The organism is Sediminitomix flava, assembly GCF_003149185.1.
GTDB lineage: Bacteria > Bacteroidota > Bacteroidia > Cytophagales > Flammeovirgaceae > Sediminitomix > Sediminitomix flava.
In genome coordinates this window covers 978848-998100 of sequence record NZ_QGDO01000003.1, presented here as the reverse complement: position 1 = coordinate 998100, position 19253 = coordinate 978848, and the positions used below count along the sequence as shown (strand labels likewise).

Here is a 19253-nt window from a genome sequence, read left to right as displayed (position 1 = left end):
GTTAAGATTAAATTCCATAAAAATTACAACTGAAATTAGAATCTGAACGATAAATCTGTTTTGCTATTTGAACTAACTGAACAATGAGCCCCAACAACCGTGTATATGTCACTCATAGTGCAATATAGCTACCAAAAACGTGCATATGCAATATACCCGCTATATACGGATACAGCTTCGCCTCCTGAGTCACATTGTCAGTTTATTTAATTACACCTCAAACTACTTGTTTTATCAATTTCATGCAATTATTTCCTTCTTTTTATCACTTTTCAAATATACTATCCAGAGGATTCCTAAATTCTTTGATCTCTTTGGTACTCACATGAGTATATATTTCTGTCGTTTTACTTGAACGATGTCCCAACAATGCTTGAATATACCTTAAGTCGACCCCATCTTCGAGCAAATGGGTTGCAAAACTATGACGGAGCATATGTGGAGTTACTTTTACAGTAATCTGAGCTCGTTTTGCATATCGGTCTAGCAAACGTCTTACACTATGAGGACTGTAAGCCTTTCCTTTCGCTTCACCCTCAAATAAATATTCTTGGGGTTTATAAATCTTATAATATTCCCGCAACCACTCCAAAGTTTTGGTAGACAATAATGTTGTGCGGTCTTGTAAACCTTTCCCTCCTCTTACGTTAATCACCATCCGCTCAGAATCTATATCCTTTATTCTTAAATGACAAGCTTCAGAGACTCTCAGCCCTCCACCGTAAATACAGGCTAACAAAGCCCGATGTTTTATATTTGTGGCCTGATTTAAAATATTTTGTATATCCCATTTACTAATCACTTTTGGTAAAAGTGTTGGTTTATTAGGCCGCTGGACATGATAATACTGCGTGTCCCATTGTAAGATGTGTTCATAATAAAACTTGATGGCATTGATTGTCTGATTTTGTGTGGACGCAGACATTTCTCGATCTCGCACTAGATGTAATAAGTACTGCTCAATTTCATGCTTCTGTATTTTATCGATGTCATGGCTAGGATAATGCGATAAAAACTTTTCAAAACAGTGTAAATAAATATTTGCAGTACGCACACTATAACGTAACCCCTCTAAACGATCTAGCATCAATAACAAGGCTTCCTTGGCCTTTTCTCCTATTTTAATCCGCTGATACTTCTGATATAGGCCCGTATATGTATCCGCCTTAGTCAAATCTCTTTTCTGAAATAAAGCATTTGCATCTATCCAGGCCAAGCCTTTAAATAAGCGAAATACACTCTGTAAATGATAAGGGGTATTGGGTATAAATACACAATCCAATGGATTATACCATTTCACATCTGGTAACTGCTTAATTAATTGTTTAATCCCCTCTTCATTTTCAAAATCAATACGAATAAACCGCTGCTGATTAATTCGCAGTTTTGAAAGTTTAATTTTCTTAGAATGAACTGCCATTTTTCTTGTAAATGACGCATTATATTTGACTTAAGCGTTTGTTGAAACGCATATATACGTATATATGCGTTTCAATAAACATATACGACCGATGCCCAACCTTTGTCAATACTGTAATACACCACTTACTGTCGGAAGAATAGATCGAAAATTTTGTGATAGCAAGTGCAAAGCCTCATATCATAATCAACATCGAAAACAGATAGCTGAAAGAGAACTCAGTATAAATAAACTGCTTCGAAGAAATCGGAATATTTTAAAGAAAGCTTGTCCAGAAGGAAAAGCCACAATCCGAAAAGACATTTTGGATAGCCACGGATTTTCTTTTGAATACTTTTCAAATCTATACCTAACCCAAAAAGGACACGTCTATTACTTTAGCTATGAATACGGCTACTCACCAGTCAAGGAAGGGCATATTGAAAAGGTGCTGATTGTAAAATGGCAAGACTATATGATGAAATTTAATTACGACCCTTGGAAAAAATTATAGATAAAATACTTCACTATAATTAAATATTTCAAAGGAAATATTGTTACTAATAATGTAAGATCTTTAATATTCTAATCCTCTTATTCTAAATAGATATTGTTTAGCAGCAAATCTTAAAAAACTGATAATCAATATTGATACATAGTCTCGCTGGAATCACTCCTTAAAGTATTTAAAAACATAAATCTTTAGGTAAAGATACTCATTAACAAAACCCCGATAATAAAATAAATGAAAAGAGGAAAAAGTATAAACACCCACATCCCTAATCCTGATCAAGACTCGTAAGAATAAAAACTGTTAGTAACAGTGTCATTAGAGCTTATTGTTTCCCTAGACACCTCATAGAAAATGTAAAAAACTACTTACAAAGGGAATCTGCCAATCTCTATTACTTATTTGGCTATGATGAAAAGTCACTGGAACCATGTATTTACATTGGAGAATCTGCCGATACATATAGGCAATTAAAGGAGTATATACAAGAAGAGAGAATTGATTGGAACTTTGCTTTTATATTCGAATCATTAACGGAGAAAGACTTAAATACGACAACTACTCGTTTTCTAGAACCATATTCACATAATGTATATATTATATATGGCATACTTTACTACATTCTTAATGCTTGGTTATTTATAATCCAGCAATGGTTTTTATTAAATATACTATGTGTTTTTTAGTAAAATAATTATTTCTATTAGTCTTATTTATACTCGTGAACTATATCACAACAGCATCAGAAGGGGTACTTCCCTGCCATGGATTTATAGCAGGGAGATTGCTTTTTTTTTGGGGAGATTCAAGTCTAAAACATGCTTGCTATTGACATATTAATAGGTTTACTTACGAGTAAATCTATATAAAAACTGCTTACCTTAGATGTTCTTGTTATTCTCCGAATTGATCAGTCAAGGTAGCACTTAAAGAAGCAGGGAAAGCACCAATTAAAGTACGCTTTAGAGCTAAATTAAAATCTAAGAACCAAGGACATTTATTGACTATTTTAAGTAATATTCCTACGATCACTACCGATAAAATATAAGTAGAAAGTATTCTAAACAGAAATTCTTTTCGGAATAACTTAAATTGCATTTTGTAGGATGAATAATAGACAAAGCAAGCAATAAACACTAAGGAAATCCCACTCAATAGTAAAGTATTTAACCATGGCAATTCATCGCCCATTGTCCACACTTCTTCTGTGAAAGCAGTCGGAACGGCTAGAATACTAGCACCTACAATTATTTCTAAAAGATCATTAACTCTAAGTTCAACTTTTAGGGGAATATCAATGGTTCGAAGTACTTTACCTTGCTCATCTAAAATTTCAAATAATTCGTAAAGCTTCCCATTAATTCTATGAAATTTTCTGTTGACTCCTTGAATATTAATTCTCATGATAAACTGATATTTAAATATAAAACACCGAATTGATTATCTAACTCAATGTTACTCGAATGTATCAAATAGAAGTTCCTACCCTATTTAACATATTACAAATATCTGATTTACAGAAAGAAGGTACTTGAAGGAAAAACTTAAAGAATTGTTTAGAATTGTCAACTTTTTCATCTTGTAAAGATGTTTATTCAAACACTTACTTTGGTATCTTTATTAAGAACAAATTTCTTGAAATGGAAGAGAAGTTTACATTTGAGGCAAGTGAACATAAAGTTCATGAAAGCTATGAGAAATTAGCCAAGGATTTAAAAGGCTCTTGGGATGGAGAAGAACTCAATATCGACACAAGTTGGTGTACTTATAAAGGAAACTCTTTCTGTTTCTTGGAGGAAATGTATGTAGGTATTTTTCAACTCAATTCTAAAAGACCAATCATCGTAAAATATGAACCGGATGATGGAAAAACATATATTATTATCCGAATCGGTTTTACGGGGTCTTACTTTAGTAAAGGTGATACCAAAAAATTTCATAATCTTGGGGTTTTCATCTATAATTCTTCTCAAAAATTTGAAATTGAATTTCCACATGGAGCAAAATATGAATACGTTACAATCCGGTTTTCTGTGGATTTTTTCAATAAATTCACCCGAGAAAATGCCAATTCTAAAATCAAGGCTCTTTTTCAAAATAACACTCCTTGGTTCCATTACCTTCCACTAGATGTTGAAATCGAAAACTTTGTACGCACCATTATTGCGAACGTTGATAAAGACAAAAGAAGAGATATTTACTTTTTCAGTAAGGCGTTAGATATTGTAGGCATTATCCAAGAGAAATTGGAGCAAGAAGGCACGAATGTCAAAAAGAACATACACCCTGAAGACCTCAAAGCAATGATGCAGCTTAAGGATGAGTATCTTTCAAATTTTTCTGAACAACCTAATCTATCAGATTTAAGTGATGAATTTGGTATGAGTATTTCGAAGTTGAATCGAATTTTCAAATCAATTTTTGATCAACCTATTCTTCAATTCTATAAGCAACAAAAAATAGAAGAAGTTTACCGACAAATTATTTACACGGATAAGAGTTTGACGGAGGTATCTATGGATTTGAATTTCAGTGACAATGCACACATGAGTAATGTGTTTAAAAAATACTATGGTTATGCTCCTTCTGAATTGAAGGAAAGGAAAGACAAAGGAAAGTTATAATATCCACTACTTTAGATAAAGAAAACCCTCTTGATGAAAATGATCATCAAGAGGGTTTTATGATTTGAATTACTTATATCCTAGTGCATACCACAACCACAAGGTTCAAATGGTTTGTCCACACCAGTTCCACGAACGTCACCTAATGCACCACAACCACCTGCATAACGGATGTCTTGAAGCTGAATCACATTATTATCAAAATCAGTTAAGTACAACTCTTTTGTATCTCCATTTGCATCGCCACCACGATCAGGCATACGTTGTGTATAGTAAGTTTGCAATGGACCTGTTGCTCTCCAAGCTTGACCTAAAACATTCATTCCAAACTCTCCAAGGTCTTTCTCAATGCGGTTTACATCGAAATCTTTCACAGCAAAGCAAGTATGGTCAATACGAGGTTTAACGCCTTTTGCTTCAGGTCCGCTTAATTCATACAACACTAATGAAGCATTGCCTGTACCTACTCTCAAAACAGGAGTTGGACCTTGGTAAGTATCTACCGGAAGATCAAAAATGCTTTGATAGAATTTTAAAGACTCTGCACCGTTAGAAACCCCAAGTGTACAGTGATTCAACTCGATAGTATCTACTAAACCTTTTGTAGGAGCCTCCTCTGGAATAGCGTAAGTAACATCACCTAAAAGTCCGCCACCACCGGCATATTTTGCATCTTGAATTTGAAGAATAATTCCATCAGGATCACCGATAAATAATTCGGGCGTACCTTCTACAGCACCACCTTTATCTGTACCTCTATTTCTTAATGTAAACTTACCTGCATCAGGATAATTTGACTGCTCATAACCTAATGATTTCAAGCGTTGTATAAAGTCGTTTGGACCAAAATCTTCTACTGAAAAACCAAAGTGTGTATATCCTGGCTTATCTGTTGGTTCTCCTAAAATTGAAAAATATTGAGGTCCATCACCTATACGGAATACAACGCTATCGCCTTGACGTGCCACGATTGGAAAACCAAAAATACCTTGTAACCACTCCACCATTCTTTTTGGATTTGATACGCGCATTGAAGCATGATTAATTGAGAATACTGGTACGGGTTTGTAATTTTTTTCTGACATAATTTTAATTTTTGTGTCTTTGCAGACGAATGATAAATTTTTGAACTTGTTATTTGTAAAACTTTGATTTTAAAACCTTTTCGACCTTTCCCTCATTGTTTACATTACAAATATCAGGGTTTAAAAAAGGAATCTCTTGAATGAAAAAAGCAGGATGTTGTAAGAAAACTTCAAGTTGGTTTAAGGTGTTAGATTATTCGGAAAGTATTATCGTACTCTTTGTTATTTTGTGATCATTTTAACCTACCTGTTCCAATTTATGTATAGGGAATGGATCGTAATGTGGTTTTTATGATGGTTCAGCGGACGTTAAACATTCCCACATAAAAAAAGAGACTATATCATATTGATACTAGCCTCTAAAAAATGAAAACTACTGTCTAATTATTTCAAATCGAAAATCCCAACACGGTCGGATTTTGTACTTCCCACCCATATACGATTTCCTACTTCTATTGCACTTGTTCCTGCTCCTAATACACCATAAACAGCTGGAGGCATTACCTCAGTCAACTCAAGCGTTTCAGGATTGATACGTGTTACTTTAAAGGCCGTCATTTGGTTACCACCGTATTCTGCTGCTACTTCCTGTTCCTTAGCAAAATCCATTGGATTCTCTACGACGTGGATACCTGCTAAAATTGATTTTCCATCTTCTGACCAACGAAGGTTATCAGGAATACCTCCTAAGTCCATCGATGTTACTTTGACTGGCGATACACTACGATCGATTTTTACTACTGAAAAACCTGTAGATGCTGCCACATATATTTGTTGTCCATCTTTTGAAATGACAATTCCGTTTGGAGTAGAGATGCCTTCCGATCCCTCTAATTCTTGCCAACCTGTTGATTTATACCACACTCTTGTATTTCCAATCGGTGCTCCTGAAAGTGCCAATTTGATGGATTCTTCTTGTGGCATTAATGGATTTCCTGTCGATGTTGCCACTACTCCACCATCCGGTAATAAGGCTACTGCATCGGGCCAAAAATCTTCTGCTACTTCAATTCCTCCAATCCATGTAAAGGTTGGAATTTCTTTAGAATAGTCAATTCTAAACACCTCAACTGCTTCTCTACTTTCACCTGTAGCGCTTTTATGACTTGCCACATACACTTCAATAGTAGTTTCAGTTTGGTTATGGAAATCAAATCCATGAGGGCTAAATGCACTCCATACTGGAGGTGTTGTCAATGGAAAACGATCTCCTTCGGGAGCTATTTCGATAGTTGAAGAATCTACTCTAAATCCTGTTTCTTTTTCAGCGTCAAATAAATGCCAAAAACCTGTTGTAATTACTTTATCCCAAAAATTAGGACCATAACAAGTAATACCTCCACCAACGATCCAGTTAGTACCTGGTATTTGAATGATATCTTCTACGTTATAAAGACCGATATTAAATTTGGCATTCGACATGAATTGTTCTACTGTTTTCATAATTCTGTTTTTTTAAAGTTTATGTTTTTTCAAAATGATGTTTCAAAAAGAAGTTGATTTCCCTTTTGATTACATTACAAATATCAGGGTTATAAAAAGGAATCTCTTGAAAGAAAAACGTAAGTAGTTGTGAGAAATCGTCAAAAAGAGATTTAGAGAAAAATACCATTAAACAACTGATATTCTGATTTTTAAATAAAACACAAAACCCTCCCCATAGTTGTTGAATAACTACAGAAAGGGTCTGTTTTTTTTAAAATCTAAAACTATTTATTTCCTAGTGCATACCACAACCACAAGGTTCAAATGGTTTGTCTACGCCAGTGCCACGAACGTCACCTAATGCACCACAACCACCAGCATAACGGATGTCTTGAAGCTGAATCACATTGTTATCAAAATCCGTTAAGTACAACTCTTTTGTATCTCCACTAGCATCACCACCACGGTCAGGCATACGTTGTGTGTAGTACGTTTGTAATGAACCTGTTGCTCTCCAAGCCTGTCCTAAAACATTCATTCCAAACTCTCCAAGATCTTTCTCAATGCGGTTTACATCGAAATCTTTCACAGCAAAACAAGTGTGGTCAATACGAGGGCTCACGCCTTTTGCCTCTGGTCCGCTTAATTCATACAATACCAATGAAGCATTTCCTGTACCTACTCTCAAAACAGGAGTTGGGCCTTGGTAAGTATCTACTGGAAGATCAAAGATACTTTGATAGAATTTTAAAGACTCTGCTCCGTTAGAAACCCCAAGTGTACAGTGATTTAACTCAATCGTGTCTACCAATCCTTTTGTTGGTGCTTCCTCTGGGACAGCGTAGGTAATGTCACCCAAAAGTCCGCCACCGCCGGCATATTTTGCATCTTGAATTTGAACAATTAAGCCATCAGGGTCACCGATAAATAATTCTGGTGTACCTTCAGCAGCACCACCTTTATCAGCACCTCTATTTCTTAATGTAAACTTACCTGCATCAGGATAATTTGATTGCTCATAACCTAATGATTTCAAGCGTTGGATAAAATCATTTGGATCAAAATTTTCTACTGAAAAACCAAAATGGGTATAACCAGGTTTATCTGTTGGTTCACCTAAGATTGAAAAATATTGTGGTCCATCACCAATACGGAATACAACGCTATCGCCTTGACGTGCAACGATTGGGAAACCAAAAATACCTTGTAACCATTCCACCATAATTTTTGGATTTGATACGCGCATTGAAGCATGATTAATTGAGAATACTGGTACGGGTTTGTAATTTTTTTCTGACATAATTTTAATTTTTGTGTCTTTGCAGACGAATGATAAGTTATTGAATTTATTTTTATATAAAGATTTGATTTTGAATCCTTTTCAACCTTTCCTTTATTATTTACGTTACAAATATCAGGGTTGAAAAAAGGAATCTCTTGAATGAAAAAAGCAGGATGTTGTAAGAAACCTTCAACTTGTTTTTCATCTAATTTCTTGAAGAATATTCTAGTGGTTACAGTTTTTGATGTTTCTAAAATGAAGACCAATCAACGTAAAAGACATAGCATAAGATAGACCGCTTAACCACATAGGTTCGAAACCTACATATTTTGATAACATACAAATGGTATAAACGATATAACTTGCCCACATCAATTTATTTTGAAGTGATTCTGCACTACATTTTAAAGTAGAAAAGTAAACTGCTATACCACTAATAACGATCATAGATATATCAATCATTCCCCACATATCTAAATGGTGTACATGATGAATGTGATCGTGATGATGATGAGCTGAATGAGATAAAAATGAACTACCAATCATTACTCCTGAAGTAATAATGCAGTGAACCAAACAAATAAATGATCCTGTAATTCCGATTTGATCTGTATACTTGATAAATTCTCTTTTTAAAGCGTACATAACTGTCAATTTTTATAAGATTAAAGATGATTTCTGTTTTGATTATTCAACCAATTAAATGATGCTCTTAAATGAGTAGAGTATTAATAATTGTTGATGTTTTAATCAGTGAACAATACAAAGGTCTTGAATTTCAAAAGGAAAGGATTGAAAAGAATCGTCAGGTACTTGAAAGAAAAGGGCAATTCTATTTTTACGAAACACAGTATTAGAATCCTGTTAAAGGTATCTATTATGTAGGGATTATTTTTTTCTTTAGATTTAAGTTACTACGAGAGTTTTTTATTGGTAAAAGAAAGAAATCAATCCTAAATTATGTTCTTAGGAAAAGAAAGATCGATTTTAGCGAAAAACTAATTACAATCCCGTCATTCCAAATTAAGATTTGATAATTCAAAATCAGACATAAAAAAATCCCCAACATTGATTACTTAGTCAGTGTTGGGGATTTTTTTTAGCTATTTAAAGAATATTTTAAGACAAATGTTCTTTGGCTAGTTTAGCTACTTTTTCTTTGATATACTCATCTGAAATAGCGTTACTAAATTGACGACTTTGTATGATCAAACGCTCTCTTTTACTGTCTTTAAATACTACTAGTTTTTCATTTGGGATAGAAAGGTCTTCAACAAAATCAACTTCAAAAAGGTCTTGAATTTCACTTTTACCCATATAATCCCCAAAAGCGAGTAAAGTTACAGGGAAAGATTTGTAGAAATCGTGTTTCAACAAAGCTCTTCTCTCCTCGGTTGTTTTATTTCCCAACTGTGTTTTTGAAACCTCAGAATTAACTTCAGTAATGAATGCTTTAAGAAAAAAAGTATTTTCAACTCTACTTTCTGAGAGTTCTGGATAAATTGATTTTAAAAGCTTTTCGTAACAACCCCACGTTTTCCCTCCTTTCTTTTTGTAAGGATGCAAAGGATTTTTAAAATCGACTTCTTCTCCGTAATAATGGTAGCCTACATCATCAATTTCTTCTTCAATTAATACATCCCACTGCCTTAAGTTTTCCATAGACTCATTTTTCACAATATGAGTTTTGGAAGGATCAATAGCTTTTTCTTGTCCTATGATTAAGATTTTAGAGTCAGGGAAACCAAAACCTAAGTAATATGGATTTGGTTGAATTCGATCAATTCCGTCTAAAAATGATTCTGATTTTGGATTATAAGTCTGTACTAAGTCTTTAAAAAGTTCTGGGTAACTCATAAAAAATAATTATTTGAAAAAAGTAATACATTAAATTTAATTTAAATATATACTACTAACAAGTGATGTTCATTTTAAAATTTACTTCCCTAGTTTCGAAATATCTTCAGTTACTTTTTATCTCCTAATTTCATTCTCATATTTTTGATTCACTAAAACTGGAAGCGTAATTTTAAATGTTGTGCCTATTCCCTCCTCACTCTGTACAGAGATATTTCCTCTGTGTAACTCAACAAAATTTTTAACAACAAAAAGTCCAATCCCTGTACCTCTAATACTTGATACATTTTCAGCTCTGTAAAAAGGAGTAAAGAGTCGGTTTTGCTCTGATTTTGGAATACCTATTCCTCGGTCTGAGACTAAAAGTTCTACTGAATGTTCCTTAAAGTGTAAACTTATTTCGGGAAATCTATTCTGACTATCATATTTCAAGGCATTAGAAATAAGGTTTGTCAAAGATTGTTCAATTAAAAGTGGATCAGCAAGAACATTTCTAGATGGACCTTGACACTTCAAATTCGTTTTGATAATTTCTTCAGAACAAGGATAATTACGAATGATATCTTCAACTAAGGATGATAAATCAAGAACTACAGGATTTAATTTCACATTTCTTGATTCAATCGTTTCAAAACTCAATACACTATCTACAATACCACTTAGATTATTTAAAGCTCCATAAATTTTATAAAACTGTTTAGCCAGATTTAAATGATGTTCTCCATTAAAGAATTTGGTTAATTTTAATTCCATTAAATTTACAGTACTCTGTATAACGGTCATTGGTGTACGAAACTGATGTGAGACCATTGCTACAAATTCACCTTTCATATGGTGAAGCTCTTTCTCCTTTTCTAAAAGATCAGCTAATTCTTCTTTTTGTTTTAATAATAGAGACTGGGTATAGTCATACTCGTTTTTAAACAAAACTATAGTTGATATAGAAAAGAATAACATTCCCGCCCAATGTATACTCGCGATAGCTAAATTAACTTGTGGAGACTTTGTGGTTTCTAGAATAATTTCGGGGTAATTGAATTCTAAAATTACAAAAACAAAAAATAAGACTATAACACATTTTATAAACTTAGAGTGATACTTTTTAGGTAGAAGGTGAAGATCAACAACAACTGCTGTCATAAAAGTAAGAGGAGATAAACTAACTAGGCCACCTAACTCCATCCAAGCCATTATTATAGTGATTAATTGAAGTAAGCAAAGGCAGATCATACCCAGCGTATACAATTGCCACTTTCTAACCGAAAAGTAACCAGTTAATGATAAAATAATCGAAGAGATAAAAGCTAAAACAAAGTTTAGACTAAAAGCTGAGTTAAGGCTTAACAATAGAGTAACATCCACAATAATCACCCCAATGAAAATTGCATTTATCATTCTTTCCTTCAGAGAAAACCTTTTTTCTTCTCCAATCAGCATATCAATACTGAAGCATTTGATGAAATAAGCAAGATTCATTATTTAACGAGTGTCATAAAATACCGATTAACATTTACTCTAAATTAATATGCAAAGAATTGGTATTTTTTTGCTTTTATCGATCAAGTATTACTTAGTACTTATATTGGCTATATTTTATCATTCCATTTGCGTAGAATTGAAATGACATTAAAGAAATGGAAAACGTGTATTTTCACCATGCTAAGTATGAACTTTTTAATCTTGCATTAAACACTTTCTTTCAACTTCTCAAAATTCTGGTTCATTCAGAATTTTATCCATTCACTATCAGTTTTTGAAAAGAAGGATTTTAAGATAGTATCTAACGGTAATCATTAAACTATGAAGAATATATTGATATTCATTATTCTAATCTTACAAATTGCCTGCTCAACACAAAAGTCAGATAAAGCTCAAGAAAAAGAGTTTGATTACATAAAAGAAAAAACTGCTGATGGAAAAATTAAAGTTGACGAATCTAACTTTACCATAGCAGAGACGGACTTATATATGCTTAATCATTCTAAAGAACATGATGTAAATACGTTCAGACATGCTCGTCAAATGTCTGATAAAGACAATCAATTTGTTGTGAGAGAAAATCAAGATGTTATGTACTCTCATGCCGTTGTGGATATATCTGAAGGAGCAACCTTGGTAAACCCAGAATGGGATGTATATTCAGTTATTCAAGTGTTAGATGAAAACCAATATACAATTGGTGTTGTATATCCTGGAGAGTCTAAGACTTTCACAACTGATGATGTAGCTCTAGGAAATCATTTATTTCTAAATATGCGAACAGGTGTCAGAACGCTAGATTCAGCAGGTTATGCTGAGGCACACGAGCATCAAGACAATGTTCAGATTTTAGCCAATTCAAATACTGCTTACCATGAAAAAGGGTTTGATCAAAAGTCTTTAGATGAAACTAGAAAACGCTTAAAAGCGAGAATGAAAGAAGCAGATAAACCTGCTTATTATTTCGGTACAAAAGATGAAGTAGATTCTTTACAATTCCTGATTGCCTCAGCCGTAGGTATTTTCGGATTACCAGTAGAGCATGCTGCTTATTTAAATACTATTCAACCCAATAAAGAAATTCAAGAAGGAAAATGTGCTTCATTAACCCTGCCCATCCCTCCTATTCAGTTTGATAAAGGTGGGTTCTTCTCTGTCACTACTTATAATAAAGAAGGTTGGATTGCGACAGACAATTTTGCACTCAATAATAGAATGGCCAAAGCTAATGATGATGGTACATATACCTTTCATTTTAATTGCCCTGACAAGAAAAATAATATAGATGTAGTTCCTGGATGGGCTATTCTAATTCGTTTATATCGACCAGAAAGTAAATCTGCTATTTTAGATTATATGAGTAAAGCCAATCAAAACATAAAATTTGAATTACTACAGGATTAGTCTCTTTTTGCTATTAAATAAAACTTATCCAATTCAAGAGTCTTCTTGTGAATTAGAAAAAAAGCTCTGGAATTGGATAGGTTTAAGCAATTTTTTTAGTGAGCTTTTGATAATTAATTAGGATGACCTATACATCGACGGTTATACCACCTCTGTTTAATTATATTTCTAGAAGATTAAGGCACTAATTGCGTACACCTTGTTACGTTAGCTCATATTTTTTAATTCAATAAAAATCTAACATCTATAACTATTTTAGTTTAAGTACATATGAAAAATTCATTTGATTATTCTAAGTAATTATTAAACTTATCTACTTTTTTAAAATGAAACTTGTGAATGAGTTTAAACTAATTTCTTAATACATATTATCTATGTAATACCTAAAACCCATTTTTTTAATAACCTCATTAAATAACTATTATGAAATTAAAGAGAATACTATTGGTTGATGACCGTGAAGTAGATAATTACATCAACACTATTATTTTAGAAGAAACGGGTTTAGCGGAAAATATTGATTCATGTAAAAATGGCAATGATGCGATCAATTACCTAAAAACACAGATTAATGGTCAGTATCCTAAACCTGATATTATTTTTTTAGATATCAATATGCCCTTGATGAATGGTTGGGAATTTTTGGAAACCTATGAAAAGCTAGACTTAGATTTACATGGTGGAAAAGTAATTATCATGTTAACCACATCCCTTAATCCTGATGATGCTGAAAAAGCAAAAAAATATAAACACCTCAATGCCTTCAAAAGTAAACCGATGACAAAGGAGATGTTTATTGAAATTGTTGAAACGTTCATCACTGAATCTAACAATAACGAAGTCACTAATCAATAAACGTCACTACTCTAGTAGTAGAGTTAATTCAAACACATCAAAAAATTTATACTGTTATTTTAGAAATAAGTAATACTCCTTAATTGAGGGTAAAGAATGTATTGATCAATGTTCAATTTCATATACTGTTATTGTTATAAGATTAGAATCTATAAAAACATCAAATAGAATGTACAGATATGGAAAAATCAGAGCTAATTGGTCAGACATTAATCTATGAATATGATAACGGTGAATCTTATAAATTAGAATTTGAAGAGAGTACTTTAGTTTGGACTTGCCTTGCGGGAGTTGCTAAAGGGCATTCTGGAATAGAAAAATATGATTTTGTTGAAGTTGCCTCTGAAATAATTTTCATTAGCTGGCTAGAGCAAAGTCGAGAAGTTGTAAGTATTGTATTTAACCTGAATACAATGAAAGTATTTTGTAGCTATGTCTATGAAATCAATAAACATCAGTGGAAGGGTAAAATCATTTCTTTTAAAAGATCAAAAGGGTAATGCTAAATTTTAAATTAAAATAGATTTTCTAATCTTAACCTATTTAAACAAAAGCTTTACCCTTCTGATATCCAGGAAGCTTAATTAGACTTATATACCGTTTTACCTTCTTTTATCGACTCTTCTATTTTGATATCATGAATATTTAATGGATCAACTTTTAGAGGATTTTTATCTAAGATTACAAAATCTGCAAGTTTACCTTTAGCTAAAGTACCTTTACGATCTTCTTCAAAATATTGATAAGCAGCCCATGATGTTAGTGTTTTTAAACCTTCATAGGCTGAGAGTCTTTGTTCCGGACCTAATATTTTTCCACTTCTCGTAACGCGATTAACTGTGGCATCCAAGACTCTCATTGAATTCGGGAAAGTAACAGGAGCATCATGGTGAGAAGTTAGATTAAGCCCTGCCGTCAGTGCATCTTTGCAAGGAGATATATAATCAGCACGAGGGTGACCTAATACAGACTCCACATGCCAATCACCCCAATAAAAAGTATGCATTGGAAAAAGGGACGCATCTACATTCATTTTTGCAGCACGTTCTATTTGATCTTTACGGATGGTTTGCCCATGAATAATCACAGAACGGTGATTTTCATAATCATACTTCTCTTGTGCCAGAGCTATTGCATTTAGATATTGATCTATGGCAGCATCGCCATTGGTATGACATATGATTTGCCACTTATTTTTGAAGGCATCTTCCAAATACTGATTTGCTTTGGCGTCATCCATTATCGGATAACCTTTATAATTTTCCCCCTCACCTTGTGGTGGCTTATGATAATGTTGAGTCAGCCAAGCTGTTTTCCCTTGTGGGGAGCCATCCAACGTTAGTTTAACACCTCCAATTCTAAACTTTTTAGTATAAAGATGTTTATGACTATAATAATCTCCATTCATAATATCATAAGCACCTTTCATTCTCATATCAGGGTAAGATACCACATCAATATAGAGTTTATCAGCATTGACTTCTTTAATAATCGATCTTACTTGATCTGGGGTCGTTCTCCCTTCTTGCGCAGTTAAATATCCGTTTTGAGCATACTGTTCTTGTCCCAAAGCAATTGCTTTGGCATGAACTTCTTCATCTGCCTTCTCAAATAGTTTCGCTAATGCCATAAAAAAAGCATTTTCTTCCATGACACCATTTGGTGTTCCATCTTTATTACGACGTAGTTTACCTTCTTCTGGGTTAGGAGTATCTTTAGAAGTCCAACCCATAAGTTCTAACCCTTTGGTATTAACTACTCCCAGATGTCCTGATTGATGTATAATTAAAATCGGGTATTCTTCACTTACCTTATCAAGATCTTTCGCCTTAGGATGGTCTTTTTCTTTTAACTGAGAGTCATCATAGCCATTACCTGCTATCCAACCAAATTTATTTATTGCCCACTTTCCTTTCTCAGTCTCTTTGAAATCATTCAATGTATTCACTATTGCTTGAACATCAGTCCCTGGGCCATCTGGTGGTGGTAATAAGTTCGCAAACATAGAAACTAATCCAACATTATAAATATGTCCGTGACCATCTAAAAAAGCAGGTAACAGCGTTTTACCTTTCAAGTCAATTTCTTCTGCTTTACCTTCATACTTTTCTAAAGCTTCTGCCTTACTTCCCACAAATAGAATTTTCCCATCAGCTTGAACTATAGCCTCAGCATAGACAGGTTCCTCTCCCTCCATTGTGATGATATCACCTCCATAAAACATCGTTTGCTGAAGCTTACTCGATTCGCTATCAGCCTCTTTATTACTTTCTTTAGACTTGCTGCACGCTGAGAACATTGAAAATAATACTACAAAGAATAAAATTGACTTCTTCATTTTTAGAATTTAGTAGATTTCTAGGTGATATATATCAAACTACTTTTTATCATTTGAAATATGACTTAGGTGTAAGAAAATCAATAAGATTCTAGTGTTTGTAGACATCAATACTCTAGTTAATGGTTTAAAGACTACTCTTTATTCCTAAAGTTTAGGAAATGAAGGTCATCAACAGTTTTTATAATTGATAAAAATAGAAAATATCAATTCTGAAGATTTTACCACAGTGTTTAGTTTTTGTGAAAACACTAAGGCTACAGCTTCTCAAGCATTAAAAATTGAATGAAAAAGGTCTTATCATGGAATACTTATAGAAAATTATGTAGACTAATACTCACTTCCTCTCTTAAGAATAAAAGCTTCCTATATTCCAAAGCAAAGACATTTCTGTTCTTTATAAACTTTGGATTCTTATGAAGCCCAAAATAATAAACTTACCAATCCTAATAACCTTTATACTTTTAAGCTTCAGCTTAATAAGTATAGGAAAACCCTTACAAAACCTAAATGATACCATCCCTGAAAAAGCCACAACGATTCAAGTAGGACCAAAATCCGAATTTACTTTAGGGGGAGCTGTTTGGCTACGTTCTGCCCTTCAAAACTGGGAGCAATCAAATCAAGCCAATCAAAGAGGATTTTACTTCGATCAGTTTCGTATTTCTGTAAATGGAAATTATGGTATAGAGAAGAATACTTTTCTAAAATTTTCAGCTCAAGTACGTTGGTGGAGCTATCAGTTTGCAGTACATCATATGTGGGTCGGTGTTGAGTTTGATAAAGCTCATACACTTAGGTATGGTATTACAGAAGCACCTTTTGGTGCAATGCCTTCGATTTCTTCTAGTTTCTGGTACTCGCTAAACTACTATTTGGGAATGGAAAGCGATCATGATGCAGGTTTGCATTATATCTATAAAAAAGGACCAATTGATCTTCAACTCGCTTATTTCAGAAATGAAGAATACAACATTCCGACAGCAACTAATAGGTGGGCGCCCGATTTAGTCATAAATGGAGATCAACAAAACTTTGAGCGGAACCAACTCAATGCAAGATTTGCATATACATTTGGTTATGATACTGAAAATAAAACTGAAATAGGTATCTCTGGTGAAGTAGGTGCTATTAATAATCAAGTTGAAAGAGGTGATGGATTCAGATGGGCTTCTGCACTTCATTATGTAGGGAATTATGGACAGTGGAATCCTTACGCTCAATTTCTTCGCTATGAATTTGAACCCAATAACCCTGAAGGAGTTGATGATCGAACCGTACTTTTAGGATTTTTCTCTGATCAGAGACTGATTGCATCTAAAGCTTTTACAGTTGTCGGAGGACTCAGAAAGTATTGGGATATAAACTGGTGGCTATTTGACAATTTCAGTGCCTACATAGAATATAGTGGCGTATACAAAGACGAATCCTCATTTAGTGACTCTCAAATAATTAACCCAGGTTTTGTTTTACAAGCTGGACCATTTTACATCTGGACTGATTTTATGGCGGCTCAAAATGCTTGGTTTTTCAATGATTCATTTGAAAACAGTGGATTAGGTGCTGGGTCAGCTGATAGCAATGCATGGGAATTTCGATATAACTTTTCCTTAGAATGGTACTTCTAACCAATGAATCTAATTAGATAAATATGAAAACTAGAATCACTTCCTTACTTATAAGCTTTCTACTTTCTTTTCATTTTCAATTGAGTTTTTCCCAAAATATTCCCGAAATACCAGATTTTCTTGATCCAGAGGATCTTAAAAATATTGACTGTAAATGTTTAGAAAAAGAAGTAAAATACAGTAAAGAAGATCAAAGATACATAGATATACTTTGGGGTGAGAGTCTCAAATACCTAAACGCTTTTGTAATAGCACTTACCACAACACCTGAAGGTAGTAATTGTATTGATTCGGATGTTGCAACTTATGAAACTGTAGATGGATTTAAGAAAATGTGTATCATGGATCGTCGTGATATGCAACTGATGGTAAAACATATTTATCAGATTCTCCATAACCCCGAAACTGCTAAAAAGTGCTTTGCTGCTCGTAAAGAAGTTGATTGGATTTATTCTCCGAGTAAAGAGCTAGAAGAAAAATCGGAAGTTGCACAATGGCTAGATAGAATGACCTTTGAAGAATTTTTCAATACGAAAGTTACCAATCAAGAAGTAATGGAATATGGATTAGACTTCTCAAAAAACTTTTATGAAATGATTACAGGAGACGGTATCAAAACTCCTCCCAACTTTCCTTATGATGTTAGTGCGAAAGCCTTGCCAAACTTATGGGCAGGTGTAGGATGGAATCCGATGTATGCAGAAGATAGTGAGAGAAATAAGAGGAATTTTTTAAACGTAAGAGGTGGTTACGCCTATGCCGAAATACTTGGGCATTGGGGTTTATTACGCATTGATGAGATAAATGGAGAAAAAGTAGGTGCTGAAGTTGGGATGGTAGTTCAAGCTGTAAACACTTTATACCCATACCATAATCATGCAATTTCGGAACTATACTACACAATGAGACAGCCTGCATGTACTAACCAATTCAAGACTTTTGCAATAAGAGAGAATAATGATAAGCTTGTCACAGTTAAAGAAACAAAAGATGAACGAATTGTACAGTTTGATGCAGGAATGCCAAATGAACATACAATGTGGTCTAGTTCATCTTATGATAGAGACCCTTTGGTATATTTTCATGAGAACACAATTCATGCATTTGAAGTAGATGGCAACTGTGAAGCAAAACCTGCAGAAGGTGCGCTTGTTACTATTTGGGCAAGGTCAGATGCACATGAATCTTTAAATGATTACGGTTCTACGAGACTTTGTGAATGTGCAGATAAACCCAATACACCTGCCGTGCGAGGAAAAAAGATTCAATGTCAACTAACGAAACTTAAGCATTAGTATTTATAACATAAAAAATGCCCTAACCAGATATCTGGCAGGGCATTTAATACTTTACATAATTTCGGTAT

Annotated in this window: 16 protein-coding genes; 7 read left to right on the top strand and 9 right to left on the bottom strand. The window is 33.7% G+C overall.

The window, feature by feature from the left end; all coding sequences use genetic code 11:
• Positions 1-265: 265 nt before the first annotated feature.
• Positions 266-1420 (bottom strand): site-specific tyrosine recombinase/integron integrase, encoded by a 1155-nt coding sequence (gene xerA / locus BC781_RS15565; protein WP_109619375.1) that lies wholly within the window; start codon positions 1418-1420, stop codon positions 266-268.
• Between the two features lie 91 nt (positions 1421-1511).
• Here xerA and BC781_RS15560 point away from each other — a divergent pair, with 91 nt between their 5' ends.
• Positions 1512-1913, top strand: a complete 402-nt coding sequence (locus BC781_RS15560) for a hypothetical protein (RefSeq protein ID WP_109619373.1) — start codon at positions 1512-1514, stop codon at positions 1911-1913.
• A gap of 891 nt (positions 1914-2804) precedes the next feature.
• On the opposite strand, the gene BC781_RS15555 is transcribed toward BC781_RS15560, so the two are convergent.
• A complete protein-coding gene (locus BC781_RS15555; protein WP_109619371.1) occupies positions 2805-3314 on the bottom strand; it encodes a DUF2391 family protein in 510 nt (169 codons plus the stop codon).
• Between the two features lie 236 nt (positions 3315-3550).
• On the opposite strand from BC781_RS15555, the gene BC781_RS15550 reads away from it, so the two are divergent.
• On the top strand, positions 3551-4534 hold the full coding sequence (locus BC781_RS15550; RefSeq protein ID WP_146201706.1) for a helix-turn-helix domain-containing protein: 984 nt from the start codon (positions 3551-3553) through the stop codon (positions 4532-4534).
• Between the two features lie 80 nt (positions 4535-4614).
• Here the strand turns inward: BC781_RS15550 and BC781_RS15545 are convergent, their stop codons facing one another.
• The 6 genes from BC781_RS15545 to BC781_RS15520 all read right to left on the bottom strand — a co-directional run bounded on the left by BC781_RS15545 (position 4615) and on the right by BC781_RS15520 (position 11620).
• On the bottom strand, positions 4615-5619 hold the full coding sequence (locus tag BC781_RS15545; RefSeq protein ID WP_109619368.1) for a VOC family protein: 1005 nt from the start codon (positions 5617-5619) through the stop codon (positions 4615-4617).
• A 384-nt stretch (positions 5620-6003) separates the two neighbouring features.
• The gene (locus BC781_RS15540; protein WP_109619366.1) at positions 6004-7062 is read right to left on the bottom strand and encodes a TolB-like translocation protein; all 1059 of its coding nucleotides are present in this window, start codon (positions 7060-7062) and stop codon (positions 6004-6006) included.
• Between the two features lie 277 nt (positions 7063-7339).
• Positions 7340-8344 carry a VOC family protein gene (locus BC781_RS15535; protein WP_109619364.1) on the bottom strand — a complete coding sequence of 335 codons (1005 nt, stop codon included), beginning with the start codon at positions 8342-8344 and terminating at the stop codon, positions 7340-7342.
• 207 nt (positions 8345-8551) lie between these two features.
• Positions 8552-8971, bottom strand: a complete 420-nt coding sequence (locus BC781_RS15530; protein WP_109619362.1) for a MerC family mercury resistance protein — start codon at positions 8969-8971, stop codon at positions 8552-8554.
• A gap of 474 nt (positions 8972-9445) precedes the next feature.
• Positions 9446-10183 (bottom strand): hypothetical protein, encoded by a 738-nt coding sequence (locus BC781_RS15525; RefSeq protein ID WP_109619359.1) that lies wholly within the window; start codon positions 10181-10183, stop codon positions 9446-9448.
• A gap of 117 nt (positions 10184-10300) precedes the next feature.
• Positions 10301-11620 (bottom strand): sensor histidine kinase, encoded by a 1320-nt coding sequence (locus BC781_RS15520; protein ID WP_158281497.1) that lies wholly within the window; start codon positions 11618-11620, stop codon positions 10301-10303.
• Between the two features lie 363 nt (positions 11621-11983).
• On the opposite strand from BC781_RS15520, the gene BC781_RS15515 reads away from it, so the two are divergent.
• From BC781_RS15515 to BC781_RS15505, 3 genes are all read left to right on the top strand, one after another.
• On the top strand, positions 11984-13066 hold the full coding sequence (locus BC781_RS15515; RefSeq protein WP_109619355.1) for a DUF1254 domain-containing protein: 1083 nt from the start codon (positions 11984-11986) through the stop codon (positions 13064-13066).
• A gap of 423 nt (positions 13067-13489) precedes the next feature.
• Positions 13490-13921 carry a response regulator gene (locus tag BC781_RS15510; RefSeq protein WP_109619353.1) on the top strand — a complete coding sequence of 144 codons (432 nt, stop codon included), beginning with the start codon at positions 13490-13492 and terminating at the stop codon, positions 13919-13921.
• 179 nt (positions 13922-14100) lie between these two features.
• Complete coding sequence (locus BC781_RS15505; protein WP_109619351.1) at positions 14101-14421, top strand: phenolic acid decarboxylase; 321 nt, start codon at positions 14101-14103, stop codon at positions 14419-14421.
• Positions 14422-14501: 80 nt separating this feature from the next.
• Here the strand turns inward: BC781_RS15505 and BC781_RS15500 are convergent, their stop codons facing one another.
• Positions 14502-16259: an amidohydrolase gene (locus BC781_RS15500; RefSeq protein ID WP_211323830.1), complete on the bottom strand. Its 1758-nt coding sequence runs from the start codon at positions 16257-16259 to the stop codon at positions 14502-14504.
• A 416-nt stretch (positions 16260-16675) separates the two neighbouring features.
• On the opposite strand from BC781_RS15500, the gene BC781_RS15495 reads away from it, so the two are divergent.
• Both BC781_RS15495 and BC781_RS15490 read left to right on the top strand, forming a co-directional pair.
• Positions 16676-17887, top strand: coding sequence for a hypothetical protein (locus BC781_RS15495; RefSeq protein ID WP_109619349.1), 1212 nt, complete (start codon positions 16676-16678; stop codon positions 17885-17887).
• Positions 17888-17910: 23 nt separating this feature from the next.
• Entirely contained in the window at positions 17911-19182 is a 1272-nt protein-coding gene (locus tag BC781_RS15490) for a cupin domain-containing protein (RefSeq protein ID WP_211323828.1), read from the top strand.
• Positions 19183-19253: the final 71 nt, after the last annotated feature.